Raw genomic sequence first — 16,640 nt, 5'->3', positions numbered from 1 at the left:
CCCCCCCCCCCCCCCCCCCCCCCCCCCCCCCCCCCCCCCCCCCCCCCCCCCCCCCCCCCCCCCCCCCCCCCCCCCCCCCCCCCCCCCCCGCGTCCGCCGGTCCGGGCCCTGCGGGAAACGGGTCAGGCCGTACGGAAGACGATCGCCGTGGCGACGGCGGCCAGGCCCTCGGCGCGGCCCGTCAGGCCCAGCCCGTCCGAGGTCGTGCCGGAGACCGAGACCGGGGCCCCGACGGCCGCCGACAGCGCCTTCTGGGCCTCGTCCCGGCGCTTGCCGACCTTCGGGCGGACGCCGATGACCTGCACCGCGACATTGCCGATGGTGAAGCCCTCGGCCCGCACGATCCGCGCGGCCTCGGCCAGCAGCGTCACCCCGGACGCGCCGGACCACTCGGGGCGGCCGGTCCCGAAGTGCGCCCCCAGGTCGCCGACGCCGGCCGCCGAGAACAGCGCGTCACAGGCGGCATGGGCGGCCACATCGCCGTCGCTGTGGCCGGCCAGGCCGTAGCCGTCGCTCTCCGCGGCGTCCCAGAGCAGCCCGGCGCACCACAGCTCACGGCCCTGCTCGAAGGCGTGCACATCCGTGCCGACGCCGACGAGCGGGAGCAGCGGGGCGGCGGGGGCCCCGGCGGGAATCGGCTCAGACATAGCCATCAGTGGCCCTCCTGCGGGCGAGTACGGCCTCGGCCAGGACCAGGTCCAGCGGCCGGGTCACCTTGAACGCCTCCTCGTGGCCGGGAACGACCACGACCGGCGATCCGAGCCGTTCGACCAGCCCGGCGTCGTCGGTGGCGCCCTCGCCCTCGACGACGGTGTCATGCGCCTTGCGCAGGGTCGCCAGATCGAAGCCCTGCGGGGTCTGTACGGCGCGCAGCAGCGCCCGCTCGGGGGTGCCGACCACCGGCTCGGGGGCGCCCTGCGGCTGCGGATCGACCTGCTTGACGGTGTCGGCCAGCGGCAGCGCCGGGACGACGGCGGGCGCACCGGCGCGGACGGCGGCCACCACCGCGTCGACCGTGTCGACCGGGACCAGCGGCCGCGCGGCGTCATGCACCAGCACCACGTCGACGGTGTCCGGGAGCGCCGCCAGACCGAGCTGGACGGACTCCTGGCGGGTCCCGCCACCGGGGACGACCCGCAGGTCGGTGCGCTCCGGCAGCGGATGCTCGTCGAGCAGGCGGCTGACCTCTGCGGCGCCGTCGGGCGGGGCGACCACGACGATCACGGAGACCGCGCGGGAGGCGGCCATCGCGCGGACGGCGTGCACCAGCATGGGGGTGCCGCCCAGGGTGCGCAGCGCCTTGGGGGTGCCGGGACCGAGCCGGACACCACGGCCGGCGGCGGGAATCACCGCGGCGGTGCGGAGGGGACGGGAGGGATCTGACATCGATGGCTCCGGAGTCCGGGGCGAGCCCGGAATTGACGCAGACAGGTTTGTTTCCTCGGACGAGGTGGGTATGGCCTGGGCGTGCCCCCTACGGGGGGAGTGCCGGGCGCGACGCCTTGACCGGACCCTTCCGTGACATCGGTCGAGCCAGCTGCCCGGGCCCGGCACGTCACAGGGGGGCGGTGGTCCTCGCCGGGACCAGTTGGTCGCCCCCCTTGGATCCGTCGCAACACCCGCAGATATGCCGCAGCGCCCGGCAACGGACCGCTCCCCTCGGGGAATCGGTCGTCACTCGGGCACCGCGGCATTGCTACGTCGTCGCTGCGTAGGATTTCCTTGGACGGGATTTCCTGGCGTTGGATTCACCTGCGTTGGATGGCGCCAACGCCGGGCATGGCCAACGCTTCAGCGTCGTCAGGACGCGAGTACCTCGTCGAGCAGGGCCTCGGCCTTGTCCTCGTTGGTGTTCTCCGCGAGGGCGAGCTCGCTCACCAGGATCTGGCGCGCCTTCGCGAGCATCCTCTTCTCACCGGCGGAGAGGCCGCGCTCACGCTCACGCCGCCACAGGTCACGCACCACTTCGGCAACCTTGATCACATCGCCGGAAGCGAGCTTCTCAAGATTTGCCTTGTAGCGACGGGACCAGTTCGTGGGCTCTTCGGCATACGGTGCGCGAAGCACCTCGAAGACCCGGTCCAGCCCGTCCTGACCAACCACGTCGCGTACGCCGACGAACTCCGCATTGTCCGCTGGCACACGAACAGTCAAGTCGCCCTGGGCGACCTTCAGCACCAAGTAGGTCTTGTCCACGCCTTTGATCTGGCGAGTTTCGATGGCCTCGATCAGCGCGGCCCCGTGATGGGGATAGACCACGGTGTCGCCAACCTTGAACGTCATGTGACAGGTACCCCTTCCGTGGCTATCCATGCTAACACGGGAACGGGCCGTTCTGAATGGCGTTTTCGCAGGTCAGGGCATATCTCGGGGCTTGACAACAGCGACCGGAACGTGCTGCGAGGGGTCTCGGGAGACGGGAATTCGCAGGTCGGAGGGGCTGCACGGGTGAGCGGAAACATGCCCGTCACACACCGGGAAGGCGATGATCAACAGGCCGAACGTCCCGGTTTGCACGGATCCACACGAGCGAGTTCCGGTACTCCGTTCGGCTGCTCAGGGGCCTCTTGGGACGGATTCTGGAATTGATCACGAACCGGCGGGCGAAGAGTGTGATCAATTCCGCGAGCCCTGCACATTCCCTGCGAATACTGCTTTTCCCAGGAAGGAAACCAGCCGCTCACCACCCGAACGGCCGCTTGCCGAAAATTCATGCCCGTTCTTGAGAACGTTCTCGACTCCGCCTGCTCTGCGAACCGTTCCGTGGGCGGTTCCATGGGCGGTTCCGCGGGTCGCTCCGTGTACCGCGTGCGGCGCCCGTTTCGCGGTGCGCTCTCGCGCCGCTTCCCGGGGTCCTCCGGCTGCCGTCGGCTCCCGTTCGGGGCCGCGTGTCGAGGGCGGTGGTACGGGGCCCGGGCGGCGGTGGCGGGCCGCTGATCGCGCTGGGGGCGGGTCGGGTGCGGCGGCGCGAGGGCGGCTCGGTAACCTAGCGGCGCTGACACACCCTTAGGGCGGCTTTACGCACCCGTCGTCATGACGCGTACGGAGGGCCGCCCCAGCCGTCCATCCGCGACCGGGCAAGCACGTTCGGCCGCCGTAGCTCGTCAAGGAGATGCCGCCGCCGTGAGCCGCAGCCTTCGACGCGGCGTCCTCGCCGCCACCGTCCTTTCGCTCTCGATCGCCACGCTGTCCGCGTGCGGGGCCGGGAACGACGCCCAGACGCTTGCGGTCAAGCCGGACAACGCCGCGACCTCCGTGGGCGACATCAAGATCCAGAACGCCAACGTGATCACCCAGCCCGAGGTGGACGCCAAGGGCCCGGCCGTGGTCTCCGCGACGGTGTTCAACAGCGGCGCCAAGGACCAGAAGCTGACCGCGATCTCCGTCGACGGCACCGGCCAGACGGCCAAGCTCGCGCCGGCCGACCACGGCTCCGGCCCGGTCACCGTGCCCGCCGGCGGCTCCGTCGTGATCGGCGGCGAGGGCAACCCCTCGGCCGTCCTCGCCAGTGGCCGCGAGGCCGTCCAGGACGGCAACGCGCAGCCGCTGACCTTCAAGTTCAGCTCCACCGGCCAGGTGCGGATCAACGCCTACGTCGTCCCGGCGAAGAACTACTTCGAGGGCTACGGGCCCTCGCAGGTGCCGTCGCCGTCCGGCTCGCCGTCGCCGTCCGGTTCCGGCAAGCCGTCGGGGTCGGCCTCCCCGTCCGGTTCCGGCAAGCCGTCCGCCGCGGCGGACCACGCCGAGGACTGAGCCGCGCGACGGCGGCAGGCCGTCACCACTACGCGTCAGGGGCGCCCGTCCGGTCCGGAGGGGCGCCCCTGGCGCGTAGTGGCGCGCAGCCGCGCGGCGCGGCCCACCGTTGCACGGGCCGGCTCACGGCTGCACGGGACTGCTTACGGCTGCGCGGGCCGGCTCACGGCTCGAACTTGTAGCCCAGGCCGCGGACCGTGACGAGGTAGCGCGGTGCGCCCGGGTCGGGCTCGATCTTGGCGCGCAGCCGCTTGACGTGCACGTCCAGGGTCTTGGTGTCGCCCACGTAGTCGGCGCCCCAGACCCGGTCGATGAGCTGCATACGGGTCAGCACCCGGCCGGCGTTGCGCAGCAGCATCTCCAGGAGGTCGAACTCCTTCAGGGGCAGATCGACCTTGCCGCCGGCGACCGTGACGACATGGCGGTCCACGTCCATCCGGACCGGGCCGGCCTCCAGGGCCTGCGGGGCGACCTCCTCCGGCTCGCCGCGGCGGCGCAGCACGGCGCGGATACGGGCGACCAGTTCGCGGGAGGAGAAGGGCTTGGTGACGTAGTCGTCGGCTCCTATTTCCAGGCCGACGACCTTGTCGATCTCGCTGTCCTTGGCGGTCACCATGATGACCGGGACATTGGAGCGGCCGCGCAGCTGGCGGCAGACCTCGGTGCCGGGCAGGCCGGGCAGCATCAGGTCCAGCAGCACGAGATCGGCGCCGTTGCGCTCGAACTCGTCCAGTCCGTCAGGGCCCGTAGCCGCGATGGCGACCTCGAAGCCCTCCTTGCGAAGCATGTACGACAGTGCATCGCTGAACGATTCCTCGTCCTCGACGACAAGCACTCGGGTCACGGAAGGACCTCCGGGGCTGGGTGAGCAGGGAGCGGATCGTTGAAGGTCTCGTACGGGCGGTCCTCGTCGTCGAGGCCCTCCGCGGAGAGGTCGGCGGGCCGTTCGCGGTCGCGTACGGCCCCGGCTTCCGGGAGACGCAGGGTGAAGGTGGAGCCTTGACCCTCGGCGCTCCATACCGTGACCTCCCCGCCGTGCGAGGCGGCCACGTGCTTGACGATGGCGAGGCCGAGGCCGGTCCCGCCGGTGGCGCGCGAGCGCGCCGGGTCGACGCGGTAGAACCGCTCGAAGACGCGGTCGCGGTCCTTCTCGGATATCCCGATGCCCTGGTCGGTCACCGCGATCTCGATCAGGTCGCCGCCGGGCGCGGAGACACGGCGTCCGGCGATCCCCACGCGGGTGCGCGACGGGGAGTAGTTGACGGCGTTCTCGACGAGGTTGCCCAGGGCCGCCGCGAGCTGGCCGCGGTTGCCCCAGACGCTGAGGTCGGCGGTCCCGCCGGCGGCCATGGTGATCTGCTTCGCGCCGGCCTGCTGGCGGCAGCGGTCCATCGCCTCGGCGACCAGCTCGTCGACCCGGACCGGCTCGGCGTCCTCCAGCGGGTCGTCGTTCTGCACCCGGGAGAGATCGATGAGCTCCTGGACGAGGCTGGTCAGGCGGGTGGCCTCGTTCTGCATCCGGCCGGCGAAGCGCTCGACGGCCTCGGGGTCGTCGCTGGCGTCCATCACGGCCTCGGAGAGCAGCGACAGCGCGCCGACCGGCGTCTTGAGCTCATGGCTGACGTTGGCCACGAAGTCGCGGCGGACGGCCTCTATGCGGCGGGCCTCGGTGAGGTCCTCGACCAGCAGCAGGACCAGCCGGGAGCCGAGCGGGGCGACTCTGGCGGAGACCGCGAGGGCCTCGCCGCGGCCGGTGCCGCGGCGCGGGAGATCCAGCTCGACCTGGCGTATCTCCCCGTCCCTGCGGGTGTCGCGGGCCATCTGCATCATCGGCTCGACGGCGAGCTTGCCGCCGCGGACCAGGCCGAGGGCGTACGCGGCGGAGCTGGCCTTGACCACGGCGTCGGCCTCGTCGAGCACCACGGCGGAGGAGCGGAGCACCGAGAGCACGGTGTCGACGCCGGGCGGCAGCGCGGCTTCCGTGTGCAGCGAGCTGCGGGTGGGCTTGGCCTGGTCGCGCTCGCTCCAGCGGAACGCCAGCATGGCGAAGACGCCGGTGCACAATCCGGCGATCGCTGCCACTGCGGCGACGGCCGCATCCACGTTCATGACTCCAGGTTATGCGCCGGGTCGGACACTTCCCCAGCCGTGCGAGGGCCCGCACGAACAGCCGTCGCCCAGAGTTCACCGTGGCGTCCACACCGGTTCACTCCGGAGGCCGGTGCGGAGCGTGCGCCCGCCCGCCGGATGACCCTAGGGAAACCGGCGCGTACGGCCTGTCGCTCCGGCGCACGGCCAGGTGAACCGCCCGGCCGGCCTCGGGGCAGGGGTTGCGTCGCCCAGAGTTCACCTTCACGTCGGTGCCGGTTCACCCGCGGTGGCACCGCAGGTCGCGCGGCGCCCGCAGGGTGAGGGTGCGGGTGCCGGACCGGTTCCGCTCCGACCCGCGACCGGACACCCTGAGCGACCGCGGGCGGGCGCCCCTCCGGAGCACGGCACCGCGGAGTACCGGCTCCGCGGAACGCTCCTCCGGGATCCGGGCCGCGCGGGCACCGGCCGTGAGAGCGTGGGCACAGGTCACCCTGCACCCCGTTCCACCTCCCACCCCACGCCACACCACCACATCGAAGCGAGAGAAGGTCACTGATGCGGGACGCGTACCACGAGGAGCTGGATTCGATCGGCGAGGGCCTGGTCGAGATGGCCCGGCTCGTCGGCTCCGCGATCGGGCGCGCCACCACGGCGATACTCGACGCGGACCTCAAGCTGGCCGAGAACGTCATCGCCGCCGACGAGAAGGTCGACGACCTCCAGCGCGACCTGGAGGCCCGGGCGATCGCCCTGCTGGCGCGGCAGCAGCCGGTCGCCACCGACCTGCGGATCGTCGTCACCTCGCTGCGGATGAGCGCCGACCTGGAACGCTCCGGCGACCTGGCCCAGCATGTGGCCAAGCTGGCCCGGCTGCGCTTCCCGGAGACCGCCGTTCCGCGCGATCTGCACGCCACCATCCTGGAGATGGGGCAGCTGGCGCAGCGCCTGATGGCCAAGGCCGCCGAGGTCATCATCACCAAGGACGTCGACCTCGCGCTCCAGCTGGAGCAGGACGATGACGCGATGGACATGCTGCACCGCACGCTCTTCCAGCACCTGATGGACGACCGCTGGAAGCACGGCATCGAGACGGCCGTGGATGTGACCCTGCTGGGCCGCTACTACGAGCGCTTCGCGGACCACGCGGTGTCCGTCGCCAAGCGGGTCGTCTACCTGGTCACCGGCGAGCACGCCGACGAGATCGCCCCGCCCACGGCGGTGGAGGGGGCCTGACGGCACCAGCGGACGGAGGGCGCGAGTCCGCCCCATGAGCCACCGTGCGCCGTTGACGTGTGCTCCCACGCGCCGTTGACGCGCCTCGTCACCCGGGCTTGCAATGGGCAGCAGGTGACCCCTAGGAGGCAATGCATGGCACCCATGGTGGACTCCCCCAACCCCACGGCCGAGGCCCCGACGGCCGTCGACCGCCCGCGGCTCCCGCTGCTCGGCGCCTGTGGCTGCGGCCCCGGCTGTAGCTGCGGCTGCCAGTCGGGCGGACCGTGCCAGTGCGGCGGCGGCTGCTAGCGACCTCGACGGCACAGCGCCACGGCGGCCCCGGCCGGTCGGTCTTCACGACCCTCCGGCCGGGGCCGTCGCGCATTCCCGTCATTCCGCTGTCGTCACAGCGTCATCGCCAGCGGATGGATCTCGTCCGCCTTGTGGCCGGCGCGCTCGTGGATGCGTTGCACGGCCCCCGCCGAGGGCGCCTCGGACAGACAGAAGACATCGCCGGACTCGGTGTCGGCCCAGGCGTGCTCGAAAGTCACGCCCTCCTCGCTCTGGATGGCGAGATCGGCCTGATGCGCGGCTTTGAACTCATCGGGCGTGAGGTCCTTCATACCGTGATGGATGTCCATGAACTTGGGCATCGGGCTCATCCTTCCGGTCGTGAACGGTTCAGTGCCCCCGGCGCTCCCCGCGCCCCTCACTCCATGCTGCCTCGGGACGCGGCAGGCCTCCCCCCCAACGGCTCCCCTCCCGTTGCGCGGCCCCACCCGGCCCGGCCAGAGGCCGTCACTGCGCGTCGTCTTCGATGTCTCGCGCGTGGTGGTAGCGGGCGAGGGTGTCACGGAGGTGATTGGCGGGCCCGCGGAGGAACAGGGCGTGCAGCTCGCGGCCGGGCACCATCATCGGGCGGCCGTCCTGAGCGGGGTCGTCGTCGGCGGGTGGGTACTCGTCGATGCGTTCGTAGGGGACGATGACGTAGGGCTGGTCGTACTCGGGGGCGGCAAGGTCGGGTTCTGCCCCGTACTGCCATTGCGCGCCGACCGTACGCACATGCACCTCGCCCAGGTACCACGTGGCGGCGCCAACCGCGCCGCCATCACACACGCCCTTGATCTCCTCGTAGGAGGAGAACCGGTGCCGCAGGAAGGCCTCAAGGCGGTCGAGGGATTCGATACTGAAATCCCAGTCGTCCGCTCCGGGCGGGAAATGGGCGCGGAAGGCTGCGCGCCGCTCGGAGAGCCACGCATCGAGGCGCGGGTTGTTCGCCCATTCCCGCTCCTGGTCCTGCTGCTCTTCGTCCATGCCGCCGACCGTAATGCCGCCGGTTGCCGCACCAGCAACGACCGTATAAGCGTTGCCGCACCCTCCACAGGCGCGGCCAGCTCGTGGGCCCAGGCCGTGAAAACGCCCCCGATCCGCGCCGTGAGCGCAGGTCGGGGGCATGATCACGTTCTCTACTTCTTCTTGCCCTGGTTCTTCACTGCCTCGATGGCGGCCTTGGCGGCCTCCGGGTCGAGGTAGGTGCCGCCGGGCTTGACCGGGTGGAAGTCGGCGTCCAGCTCGTAGGCGAGCGGGATGCCGGTGGGGATGTTCAGGCCGGCGATGTTCTCGTCGGAGATGCCGTCGAGGTGCTTGACCAGGGCGCGGAGGCTGTTGCCGTGCGCGGCGACCAGGACCGTGCGGCCGGCGAGGAGGTCCGGGACGATGCCGTCGTACCAGTACGGCAGCATGCGGACGACGACGTCCTTGAGGCACTCGGTCTTCGGGCGCAGCTCCGGCGGGATCGACGCGTAGCGCGGGTCGTCCGACTGGGAGAACTCGGCGCCGTCCTCCAGGGCGGGCGGCGGGGTGTCGTACGAGCGGCGCCAGAGCATGAACTGCTCCTCGCCGAACTCGGCCAGCGTCTGCGCCTTGTCCTTGCCCTGGAGCGCACCGTAGTGGCGCTCGTTCAGCCGCCAGCTGCGGTGGACCGGGATCCAGTGCCGGTCGGCGGACTCCAGGGCCAGCTGCGCGGTGCGGATGGCGCGCTTCTGGAGGGAGGTGTGCACTACGTCGGGGAGCAGGCCGGCGTCCTTGAGCAGCTCTCCGCCGCGGACTGCCTCCTTCTCGCCCTTCTCGTTGAGATTGACGTCCACCCAGCCGGTGAACAGGTTCTTCGCGTTCCACTCGCTCTCGCCGTGGCGGAGGAGGATCAGCTTGTACGGTGCGTCGGCCATGGCGTCGAGCGTAATCGACATCCAAACCGGGCCCTGCGCGGGTCCAGGAGCTGGAACCCGCGACGACGTTTGACGCTTCCCGTCAATTGAGTGGCGGGTCGGGCCGGGCGCTCAGTAGGGTGCGGATGCCTCATTCACCACTTACACCACTGCCAGTCGACCCACTTACACGAGTACCAGTCGGCCACTTACACCAGTCGCCTCTTCCGTGCCCGCCGCCGGATCTTCCGGCGCCCGCCGCGGCCGGACCCGCCCGCAGCACCGCCACGCACCGCTTCACCATTCGACGGGGGAAATGTCATGTCCGCATCCACGCCTGGCCCCACCAGGCGGTCCGGTTTCCGACGGGCCGCCGTGGAGAGCGTCTCCGGCCTCCCCCCGCAGTTCTGGTGGCTGTGGACCAGCACCTTGATCAACCGGCTGGGCGCCTTCGTCGCCACCTTCCTCGCCCTCTATCTGACCGTCGAGCGCGGCTACTCGGCCTCGTACGCGGGACTGGTGGCGGCGCTGCACGGCCTGGGCGGCGTGATCTCGTCCGTGGGTGCCGGGGTGATGACCGACCGGCTCGGCCGGCGGCCCACCATGCTGATCGCGCAGCTGTCGACGGCGGCGTCGGTCCTGCTGCTCGGCTTCATGACGGACCCGGTCGCCATCGCGGTGGTGGCGGGCCTGGTCGGCATGGCGACCAACGCGTCCCGCCCCGCCGTCCAGGCGATGATGGCGGACATCGTCGCCCCAGAGGACCGCGTCCGCGCCTTCTCCCTGAACTACTGGGCGATCAACCTCGGCTTCGCCATCTCCTCCACCGCCGCCGGACTCATCGCCGAACACGGCTACTTGGCCCTCTTCGTGGGCGAGGCCACGCTCGTGCTGGCCTGTGCGCTGGTGGTCTTCTGGAAGCTCCCGGAATCGCGCCCCGCCCCGAGCGCCCCCGGCGGCGGCCCGGACGACGAGGCCACCGGCCCGGCCCCCGCCCCGGTCTCGATGCGGACCGTCCTGCGCGACGGCCGGTTCATGGTCGTCGTCGGCCTCAACCTGCTGCTCGCGCTGCTCTTCCAGCAGGCCTATGTCTCGATGCCCGTGTCGATGGGTCAGGACGGCTTCTCCAGCGCCGAGTTCGGCATGGTCATCGCGGTCAACGGCGTCCTCGTCGTACTGCTTCAGATCCCGGTGACGCGCTTCATCGAACACCGCAGCCCGGCCCTGCTGCTCATCGGCTCCGCCCTGCTCGCCGGCTATGGCTTCGGGCTGACCGCGCTGGCCGGCTCGGTCGCCATGTACGCGGTCGCCGTCACCGTCTGGACCCTCGGCGAGATCATCAACTCCCCTACGCAGATGGGCCTGGTGGTGCGTCTGTCCCCGCTGCACGGCCGCGGCCGCTACCAGGGCATGTACACCCTGTCCTGGTCGGTCGCCTCCCTGCTGGCCCCGCTGCTCGGCGGCGTGGTGATCGACCGGTACGGGGCGGATGTCCTGTGGGCGGGCTGCGCGGCCGTGGGCACCGTGGCGGCGGTGGGCTACGGGCTCCTGCTCCGGGGCCTGCCGGCGGAGGGTACGGGGAAGGTGGCAGTGGCAGCGGCGGCGGCAGCGGGTCAGCCGGCAGTGGGCACGCAGGAGGCGTCGGAGCCGGTGCGGCCTTCCGGGCGTGAGAGGGAGGCCGGGGCGCCGGTGGGGGCGGGTGAGCCGGTGGCGTGACGGGGGCGGGCGGCCCGGGTGGGGGTGTGGGGGTGTGTGCGCGGGGCCAGGTCGTGGCGTGGGGCGCCGGGGCCGAAGCCGGGGCCATGGCGTCGTGGTCGCCGGGTCCGGGCCGTGGCGTCGTGATCGTCGGGGTCAGGTCGTGGCGTGGGCGCCGGGCCCGGGCCGCTCCCCGGCCGGGCCCTTCGCCGTACGGCTACGCGGAAGGCCGCTGCGTCAGATGCGCGAAGGCGTCGAGGTTGCGGGTGGACTCGCCGCGGGACACCCGCCAGGCGTACTCCTTGCGGATCGCCGTGGCGAAGCCCATCTCCAGCAGGGTGTTGAAGCTGCCGTCGGCGTTCTCCAGGACCGTGCCGAGGATGCGGTCGAGTTCGTCGGGGGTGACGGCGGCCAGCGGGAGCTTGCCCACGAGGTAGATGTCGCCGAGCTTGTCGATCGCGTAACCGACGCCGTAGAGGCGGGTGTTGCGTTCGAGGAGCCAGCGGTGCACGGCCTCGTGGTTCTCGTCGGGGCGGCGGACGACGAAGGCGTTGATGGAGAGCGAGTGCCGGCCGACGATCAGCGAGCAGGTCGTGGAGAGCTTGCGGGTGCCGGGGAGCTTGATGACGTAGGTGCCGTCGGAGGGGGATTCCCAGTCGAGGCCGGCGTCGTTCAGCGTCTGCTCGATCACGGTCCCCGCGGCCGCCCCCGGGGGCACGGCCGGCCCGGCCTGCCCCGTCCCCTTGCTCACGCCGTGCTCCTCGCCCGTGTCACCCATGGAGCGATCGTAGGTGACGGCGGTGCTCCTGCATGGCGGCGGTGTAGACGTCACCGGTCGCCGCGGCGGCGGTGTCCCAGCCGAAGGACTGGGCGTGCCGGGCCGCGTCGGTGCCCATCCGGGTGGGCAGGGCCGGGTCCGCGACGAAGCGGGCGAGTGCGCGGGCGTAGTCGGCCGGGTCATGGCCGGCGACGAGGAAGCCGCTGACGCCGTCGCGTACCGCCACCGGCAGTCCGCCGACCGCGGCCGCGATGACCGGGGTGCCACAGGCCTGGGCCTCGATGGCGACCAGCCCGAACGATTCGCTGTACGAGGGCATGACCAGCACGGAGGCGGCGCGGTACCAGTCGGCGAGCTGTTCCTGGCCGACCGGCGGGCGGAACTGCACCAGGTCCGCGATACCGAGCCGGGCGGCCAGCTTCTGGAGCCCCTCGGGCTTGGCCAGCCCGCTGCCGCTGGGCCCGCCGACCACGGGCACCACCAGACGGGAGCGCAGCGAGGGGTCCCCGTCCAGCAGGGCGGCGGCCGCACGCAGCAGGATGTCGGGGGCCTTCAGCGGCTGTATTCGGCCGGCGAAGAGCGGAATGACCGCGTCCTGCGGCAGGCCGAGGCGGGCGCGGGCGGCGGCCCGGCTCTCGGCGACCTCGCCACCCGTGGGCCGGAAGCGGTCGAGGTTGACGCCCGGGTGCACCACCGCGATCTTGCCGGGCTCGGCCTCGTAATGCCGGGCGAGCTCGTCCGCCTCCTCGGCGGTGTTGGCTATCAGCCGGTCCGCGGCCCGGACGATCTGGGTCTCGCCGATGACCCGGGCGGCCGGTTCGGGGGTGTCGCCCACGGCCAGCGCGGCGTTCTTGACCTTGGCCATGGTGTGCATGGCGTGCACCAGCGGGACGCCCCAGCGCTCACCGGCCAACCAGCCGACGTGGCCGGAGAGCCAGTAGTGGCTGTGCACCAGGTCGTAGTAGCCGGGGCGGTGGCCGGCCCAGGCCTGCATCACGCCATGGGTGAAGGCGCACAGCTGGGCGGGCAGCTCCTCCTTCGCCAGGCCCTCGTACGGGCCGGCGTCCACATGCCGTACGAGGACGCCGGGGGCCAGCTCGACGGCGGGCGGGAGGGTGCCGGTGGTGGCGCGGGTGAAGATCTCCACCTCGATGTTGATCGAGGCGAGCTTCCTGGCCAGCTCGACGATGTAGACGTTCATGCCGCCGGCGTCGCCGGTGCCGGGCTGATGCAGCGGGGAGGTGTGGACGCTGAGCATCGCCACCCGCCGCGGACGGCGCGGGCTGCCGGGCAGCCGCAGCCGGGCCTGGCCCGGGAACTGGCCATGGGGACGACTGCGGAGCCGGGACACGTATTGGCTCACGTCGAGCTACCTCCTAGGCGAGGCGGCGGCGCGCCTCCGACCCCGTCCAACAACTGACCGCGGCCATCCATTTCCGTTCGGCACGCACTCCGCGTACTTTGCCAAAGCGTGACCGAGCGGGGGCGGGCGGGATCTCGGGGGGAGTCGGTGGGGCCGGGGGCCGGTGGGGCCTCTCGGCGGGGGCCGGTGGGGCCTCTCGGCGGGAGCCGGCGGGCTTCGGCGGGGCCAGGGGGGCCTGGGCGCGGGCCAGGGGGCCTGGGCGCGGCCACGTGGAGTCCCGGTCAGGCCGCCCGGCAGGCCCCGGCGGGCCTCGACGGGGACGCATGGGCAGCGCACCCGCACCCACCCCATACTCTCGATGGCATGGCCCGCCGCCCCTCCGTCCCCGCCGCCGCCCCGGCGACCGCACCGTCCCGCCCCGTCGGCAACGCCACCCGCGGGACCACCAACCCCAACCGGCTGCGCCGCATGGACCGCTGGATCGCCGCGGAACACGGCGCCGTGCTGCGCCGCGCCGCCGACCCCGTCGCCGTCGACCTCGGCTACGGGGCCGCGCCCTGGACCGCGGTGGAGCTGCTGGGCCGCCTGCGGACGGTCCGGCCGGACGCCCGGGTCGTCGGCATCGAGATCGACCCGGCGCGGGTGGCGGCCGCGCGGACCTATGAGCGACCCGGGCTGGACTTCCTCCACGGTGGTTTCGAGGTGCCGCTGCCGGGTCAGCGGACGCGGGCGCCGGTCCTCATCCGTGCCGCGAACGTGCTGCGGCAGTACGACGAGGCCGAGGTGGCCGCCGTGTGGCGGCGACTGTGCGCACGGCTGGCGCCCGGCGGGCTGCTGGTCGAGGGCACCTGCGACGAGATCGGGCGGCGGCACGTCTGGGTGGCGCTGGGCCCCGAGGGGCCGCGCACGGTCACCTTCGCGGCCCGCCTCAGCACCCTCCAAACCCCCTCTGACCTGGCCGAACGCCTCCCGAAGGCGCTGATCCACCGCAATGTGCCGGGCGAGCCGGTCCATGCCTTCCTGCGGGACTTCGACCGCGCCTGGGCCACCGCCGCGCCGCTGGGCGCGCTGGGCGCCCGGCAGCGCTGGCGGGCGGCCGTGGCGGCGCTGGCCACGGACTGGCCGCTGACCGGCGACCCGCGGCGCCGCCGCCAGGGAGAGGTCACCGTGCGGTGGGAGGCGCTGGCCCCTAAGGGATGAGCGCGCCTACGCGGTCAGCTTGGAGATGAGCGCGCCTACGCGGTCAGCACCGGGTCGCCGAGCGCCCCCAGCTCCCGGATGCGCCGCTCCGTCTCCGAGCCGCCCGGCGCCGTGTACGTCACCAGCGCCTGGTCCGGGTCGGTGCCCAGCCGGAAGCTCTCGAAGGTGACGACGAGCTCGCCCACCCGGGGGTGCAGAATCCGCTTGGTGCCGCGCAGACACTCGTGCACCGACTGCGTCTCCCAGATCCGCCGGAAGTCCGGGCTGTGGGCGAGGAGTTCATTGACCACCTCGCAGATCCGCGGGTCGTCCGGGTGCCGGCCGCTGTCGGCGCGCAGATTGCCGACCACCTCCACGGCCTTGTCCTCCCACTCCGGGTGCAGGGCGCGGGCCGCCGGGTCGAGGAAGACCAGCAGCGCGGTGTTCCGCCGGTCCGGGGCGAGCGCCGGCAGGTCGAAGGCGATCCGCCCGCCCAGCGTGTTCCAGGCCAGGATGTCCAGTCCGCGGCCGACGACCATGGCCGGGACGGTGTCCGCCATCGCGTCCAGGACCTGCTGGATCTCGGGGCGTACGGTCCGTCCGGGCGCCGGACCGGCGGCGCAGTCCGCGCCGGGGCGCCGGGGTACCGCGATATTGCGCAGATAGGTCACTTCGCCACCCGACAGCCGCAGCGCCCGCGCGATGGCATCCAGGACGGAGTCGGAGATGGCGGGCGCCCGGCCCTGCTCGATCCGGGTGTAGTAGTCGACGCTGATGCCGGCGAGCTGGGCGACCTCCTCGCGCCGCAGCCCGCGCACCCGGCGCCGGTTCACGCCGCCGGGCAGGCCCAGGTCGGCCGGGTCGAGCGCCGCACGGCGCGCCTTGAGGAACGAGCTGATCTCGATTTCCGCGTACAGCATCGGTCCAGTATGCGACGCACGGCCGGTTGGGTGGTTCCCGCCGTCCCAGGTTGCGACGGGCCTGGTCCGCTCCCCCTACGGACAGCAAGGTGGTGCCCGGACGCCTCCGGGGGCGCCCCGGAGGCACACTCCGGCACGCCCCCGGAGACGCTCTCAGGGACGCCCCTGTGACGCACTCCGGCACACCCCGGAGACGAGACGCCCTTCGGGACACCCCCTGAAAACTCGCAGACTCACGGACTCACGGACTCACGGACTCGCAGACTCTCGGACTCGCAAACTCGCAGAAGGAGCACCCCATGCAGCGCAGGATCCTCGGCGGCACCGGCATCTCGGTCAGCGAGTACGCGCTCGGCGCGATGATGCTCGGCGCCTGGGGCAACACCGATCACGACGACTGCGTACGGATCGTGCACCGTGCGCTGGACGCCGGGATCAACTTCGTGGACACCGCGGACGTGTACGCCGCCGGCGAGTCCGAGGAGATCGTCGGCAAGGCGCTCAAGGGCCGCCGCGAGGACGTGGTCCTGGCCACGAAGGCCGTCAGCTCCATGGGTCCGGACGCCAACCACGGCGGCAGCTCCCGGCGTTGGATCGTGCGGGCGGTGGAGGACAGCCTGCGCCGTCTGGGCACCGACCACATCGACCTCTACCAGATGCACCGCCCCGACCCGACGACCGATATCGACGAGACGCTCTCCGCGCTCTCGGACCTCGTCCGCGCCGGGAAGGTGCGGGCGATCGGCTCCTCGACCTTCCCCGCCGAGCAGATCGTCGAGGCCCAGTGGACCGCCGAGCGCCGCGGCCACCTCCGCTTCCGCACCGAGCAGCCGCCGTACTCGATGCTGGCCCGCGGGGTGGAGAACGCGGTGCTGCCGACCGCGCAGCGCTACGGCATGGGCGTGCTGACCTGGGGCCCGCTCAGCGCCGGCTGGCTGTCCGGCCGCGACCTCTCGGCCAGTTCACGGGCCGGCCTGGAAACCCAGAAGTTCGACCTCTCGGTCCCCGGGAACGCCCGGAAGGCCGAGGCGGTCCGCGCCCTGTCCGAGGTCGCGGCGGAAGCGGCCCTTCCCCTTCCCCACCTGGCCACCGCCTTCGTCCGCGCCCACCCGGCCGTCACCTCCGTGATCATCGGCCCGCGCACCCTCGACCAGCTCGACAGCATGCTGGAGGGCTCCGAGGTGACCCTCGGCACGGACGTCCTGGACCGGATCGACGCCATCGTCCCGCCCGGCATTGACCTCAACCGGGCCGACGCCTACTACCTGCCGCCCGCGATCACGGATGCTTCGCTGCGGAGGCGGTGAGGGACGGACGGGGCGGGGCCGGTCTCCTCGGTGCGGAGCCGGCCCGGGCATGGCGGGCGACAGCCACAGCGCAGGCCAGCCGAGGTCGTCCCGAACATCACGGCTGGTCACGGCATACGGGTGCGGAGGGCT

Annotated in this window: 17 protein-coding genes; 6 read left to right on the top strand and 11 right to left on the bottom strand. The window is 72.3% G+C overall.

What is annotated here, in order from left to right; all coding sequences use genetic code 11:
- Nucleotides 1–122 precede the first annotated feature (122 nt).
- The 3 genes from ispF to ACZ4XD_RS33905 form a co-directional block, all read right to left on the bottom strand.
- Nucleotides 123–647 carry a 2-C-methyl-D-erythritol 2,4-cyclodiphosphate synthase gene (ispF, locus tag ACZ4XD_RS33915; protein WP_468048621.1) on the bottom strand — a complete coding sequence of 175 codons (525 nt, stop codon included), beginning with the start codon at nucleotides 645–647 and terminating at the stop codon, nucleotides 123–125.
- A complete protein-coding gene (gene ispD, locus ACZ4XD_RS33910; protein ID WP_042147066.1) occupies nucleotides 640–1,386 on the bottom strand; it encodes a 2-C-methyl-D-erythritol 4-phosphate cytidylyltransferase in 747 nt (248 codons plus the stop codon). The genes ispF and ispD overlap by 8 nt, the downstream gene beginning before the upstream one ends.
- A 414-nt stretch (nucleotides 1,387–1,800) precedes the next feature.
- Nucleotides 1,801–2,283, bottom strand: a complete 483-nt coding sequence (locus tag ACZ4XD_RS33905; protein WP_003953493.1) for a CarD family transcriptional regulator — start codon at nucleotides 2,281–2,283, stop codon at nucleotides 1,801–1,803.
- An 840-nt stretch (nucleotides 2,284–3,123) separates the two neighbouring features.
- On the opposite strand from ACZ4XD_RS33905, the gene ACZ4XD_RS33900 reads away from it, so the two are divergent.
- Nucleotides 3,124–3,753 carry a copper chaperone PCu(A)C domain-containing protein gene (locus ACZ4XD_RS33900; RefSeq protein WP_468048616.1) on the top strand — a complete coding sequence of 210 codons (630 nt, stop codon included), beginning with the start codon at nucleotides 3,124–3,126 and terminating at the stop codon, nucleotides 3,751–3,753.
- 163 nt (nucleotides 3,754–3,916) lie between these two features.
- Here the strand turns inward: ACZ4XD_RS33900 and phoP are convergent, their stop codons facing one another.
- Together phoP and phoR are read right to left on the bottom strand one after the other, a co-directional pair.
- Nucleotides 3,917–4,588 carry a two-component system response regulator PhoP gene (gene phoP / locus ACZ4XD_RS33895; protein ID WP_465270490.1) on the bottom strand — a complete coding sequence of 224 codons (672 nt, stop codon included), beginning with the start codon at nucleotides 4,586–4,588 and terminating at the stop codon, nucleotides 3,917–3,919.
- Between the two features lie 5 nt (nucleotides 4,589–4,593).
- On the bottom strand, nucleotides 4,594–5,862 hold the full coding sequence (gene phoR, locus ACZ4XD_RS33890; RefSeq protein ID WP_468048613.1) for a two-component system sensor histidine kinase PhoR: 1,269 nt from the start codon (nucleotides 5,860–5,862) through the stop codon (nucleotides 4,594–4,596).
- Nucleotides 5,863–6,399: 537 nt separating this feature from the next.
- Between phoR and phoU the strand changes: the two genes are divergently transcribed.
- Nucleotides 6,400–7,077, top strand: a complete 678-nt coding sequence (gene phoU / locus ACZ4XD_RS33885) for a phosphate signaling complex protein PhoU (RefSeq protein WP_393908575.1) — start codon at nucleotides 6,400–6,402, stop codon at nucleotides 7,075–7,077.
- Nucleotides 7,078–7,212: 135 nt separating this feature from the next.
- Entirely contained in the window at nucleotides 7,213–7,368 is a 156-nt protein-coding gene (locus tag ACZ4XD_RS33880; RefSeq protein WP_468048624.1) for a hypothetical protein, read from the top strand.
- Nucleotides 7,369–7,463: 95 nt separating this feature from the next.
- On the opposite strand, the gene ACZ4XD_RS33875 is transcribed toward ACZ4XD_RS33880, so the two are convergent.
- The 3 genes from ACZ4XD_RS33875 to ACZ4XD_RS33865 form a co-directional block, all read right to left on the bottom strand.
- Complete coding sequence (locus ACZ4XD_RS33875; RefSeq protein WP_468048611.1) at nucleotides 7,464–7,712, bottom strand: SCO4226 family nickel-binding protein; 249 nt, start codon at nucleotides 7,710–7,712, stop codon at nucleotides 7,464–7,466.
- A 145-nt stretch (nucleotides 7,713–7,857) separates the two neighbouring features.
- Nucleotides 7,858–8,373, bottom strand: a complete 516-nt coding sequence (locus tag ACZ4XD_RS33870) for a hypothetical protein (protein WP_468048609.1) — start codon at nucleotides 8,371–8,373, stop codon at nucleotides 7,858–7,860.
- Between the two features lie 152 nt (nucleotides 8,374–8,525).
- Nucleotides 8,526–9,287 (bottom strand): phosphoglyceromutase, encoded by a 762-nt coding sequence (locus ACZ4XD_RS33865; protein WP_468048607.1) that lies wholly within the window; start codon nucleotides 9,285–9,287, stop codon nucleotides 8,526–8,528.
- Nucleotides 9,288–9,587: 300 nt separating this feature from the next.
- Here ACZ4XD_RS33865 and ACZ4XD_RS33860 point away from each other — a divergent pair, with 300 nt between their 5' ends.
- Nucleotides 9,588–10,982, top strand: coding sequence for an MDR family MFS transporter (locus tag ACZ4XD_RS33860; RefSeq protein WP_468048605.1), 1,395 nt, complete (start codon nucleotides 9,588–9,590; stop codon nucleotides 10,980–10,982).
- 196 nt (nucleotides 10,983–11,178) lie between these two features.
- Here ACZ4XD_RS33860 and ACZ4XD_RS33855 read toward each other — a convergent pair whose 3' ends face one another.
- Entirely contained in the window at nucleotides 11,179–11,739 is a 561-nt protein-coding gene (locus ACZ4XD_RS33855; RefSeq protein WP_468048603.1) for a type III secretion system chaperone family protein, read from the bottom strand.
- Nucleotides 11,732–13,102: a D-inositol-3-phosphate glycosyltransferase gene (gene mshA / locus ACZ4XD_RS33850; RefSeq protein WP_468048600.1), complete on the bottom strand. Its 1,371-nt coding sequence runs from the start codon at nucleotides 13,100–13,102 to the stop codon at nucleotides 11,732–11,734. The genes ACZ4XD_RS33855 and mshA overlap by 8 nt, the downstream gene beginning before the upstream one ends.
- A 363-nt stretch (nucleotides 13,103–13,465) precedes the next feature.
- Between mshA and ACZ4XD_RS33845 the strand changes: the two genes are divergently transcribed.
- Entirely contained in the window at nucleotides 13,466–14,302 is an 837-nt protein-coding gene (locus ACZ4XD_RS33845) for a class I SAM-dependent methyltransferase (RefSeq protein WP_468048595.1), read from the top strand.
- Between the two features lie 35 nt (nucleotides 14,303–14,337).
- On the opposite strand, the gene ACZ4XD_RS33840 is transcribed toward ACZ4XD_RS33845, so the two are convergent.
- Entirely contained in the window at nucleotides 14,338–15,201 is an 864-nt protein-coding gene (locus ACZ4XD_RS33840) for a helix-turn-helix transcriptional regulator (RefSeq protein ID WP_468048591.1), read from the bottom strand.
- A gap of 299 nt (nucleotides 15,202–15,500) precedes the next feature.
- Here ACZ4XD_RS33840 and ACZ4XD_RS33835 point away from each other — a divergent pair, with 299 nt between their 5' ends.
- The gene (locus tag ACZ4XD_RS33835; RefSeq protein WP_468048589.1) at nucleotides 15,501–16,508 is read left to right on the top strand and encodes an aldo/keto reductase; all 1,008 of its coding nucleotides are present in this window, start codon (nucleotides 15,501–15,503) and stop codon (nucleotides 16,506–16,508) included.
- Nucleotides 16,509–16,640: the final 132 nt, after the last annotated feature.

It is taken from the genome of Streptomyces sp. NPDC029466, assembly GCF_055574515.1.
This window is presented reverse-complemented; position numbering and strand designations above follow the sequence as displayed.

Bases quoted from the DNA above. Each gene is read 5' to 3' on its own strand.
- ispF (WP_468048621.1), bottom strand. From the start codon at position 647: ATGTCTGAGCCGATTCCCGCCGGGGCCCCCGCCGCCCCGCTGCTCCCG.
- ispD (WP_042147066.1), bottom strand. From the start codon at position 1,386: ATGTCAGATCCCTCCCGTCCCCTCCGCACCGCCGCGGTGATTCCCGCC.
- ACZ4XD_RS33905 (WP_003953493.1), bottom strand. From the start codon at position 2,283: ATGACGTTCAAGGTTGGCGACACCGTGGTCTATCCCCATCACGGGGCC.
- phoR (WP_468048613.1), bottom strand. From the start codon at position 5,862: ATGAACGTGGATGCGGCCGTCGCCGCAGTGGCAGCGATCGCCGGATTG.
- phoU (WP_393908575.1), top strand. From the start codon at position 6,400: ATGCGGGACGCGTACCACGAGGAGCTGGATTCGATCGGCGAGGGCCTG.
- ACZ4XD_RS33880 (WP_468048624.1), top strand. From the start codon at position 7,213: ATGGCACCCATGGTGGACTCCCCCAACCCCACGGCCGAGGCCCCGACG.
- ACZ4XD_RS33875 (WP_468048611.1), bottom strand. From the start codon at position 7,712: ATGCCCAAGTTCATGGACATCCATCACGGTATGAAGGACCTCACGCCC.
- ACZ4XD_RS33870 (WP_468048609.1), bottom strand. From the start codon at position 8,373: ATGGACGAAGAGCAGCAGGACCAGGAGCGGGAATGGGCGAACAACCCG.
- ACZ4XD_RS33865 (WP_468048607.1), bottom strand. From the start codon at position 9,287: ATGGCCGACGCACCGTACAAGCTGATCCTCCTCCGCCACGGCGAGAGC.
- ACZ4XD_RS33860 (WP_468048605.1), top strand. From the start codon at position 9,588: ATGTCCGCATCCACGCCTGGCCCCACCAGGCGGTCCGGTTTCCGACGG.
- ACZ4XD_RS33855 (WP_468048603.1), bottom strand. From the start codon at position 11,739: ATGGGTGACACGGGCGAGGAGCACGGCGTGAGCAAGGGGACGGGGCAG.
- ACZ4XD_RS33845 (WP_468048595.1), top strand. From the start codon at position 13,466: ATGGCCCGCCGCCCCTCCGTCCCCGCCGCCGCCCCGGCGACCGCACCG.
- ACZ4XD_RS33840 (WP_468048591.1), bottom strand. From the start codon at position 15,201: ATGCTGTACGCGGAAATCGAGATCAGCTCGTTCCTCAAGGCGCGCCGT.
- ACZ4XD_RS33835 (WP_468048589.1), top strand. From the start codon at position 15,501: ATGCAGCGCAGGATCCTCGGCGGCACCGGCATCTCGGTCAGCGAGTAC.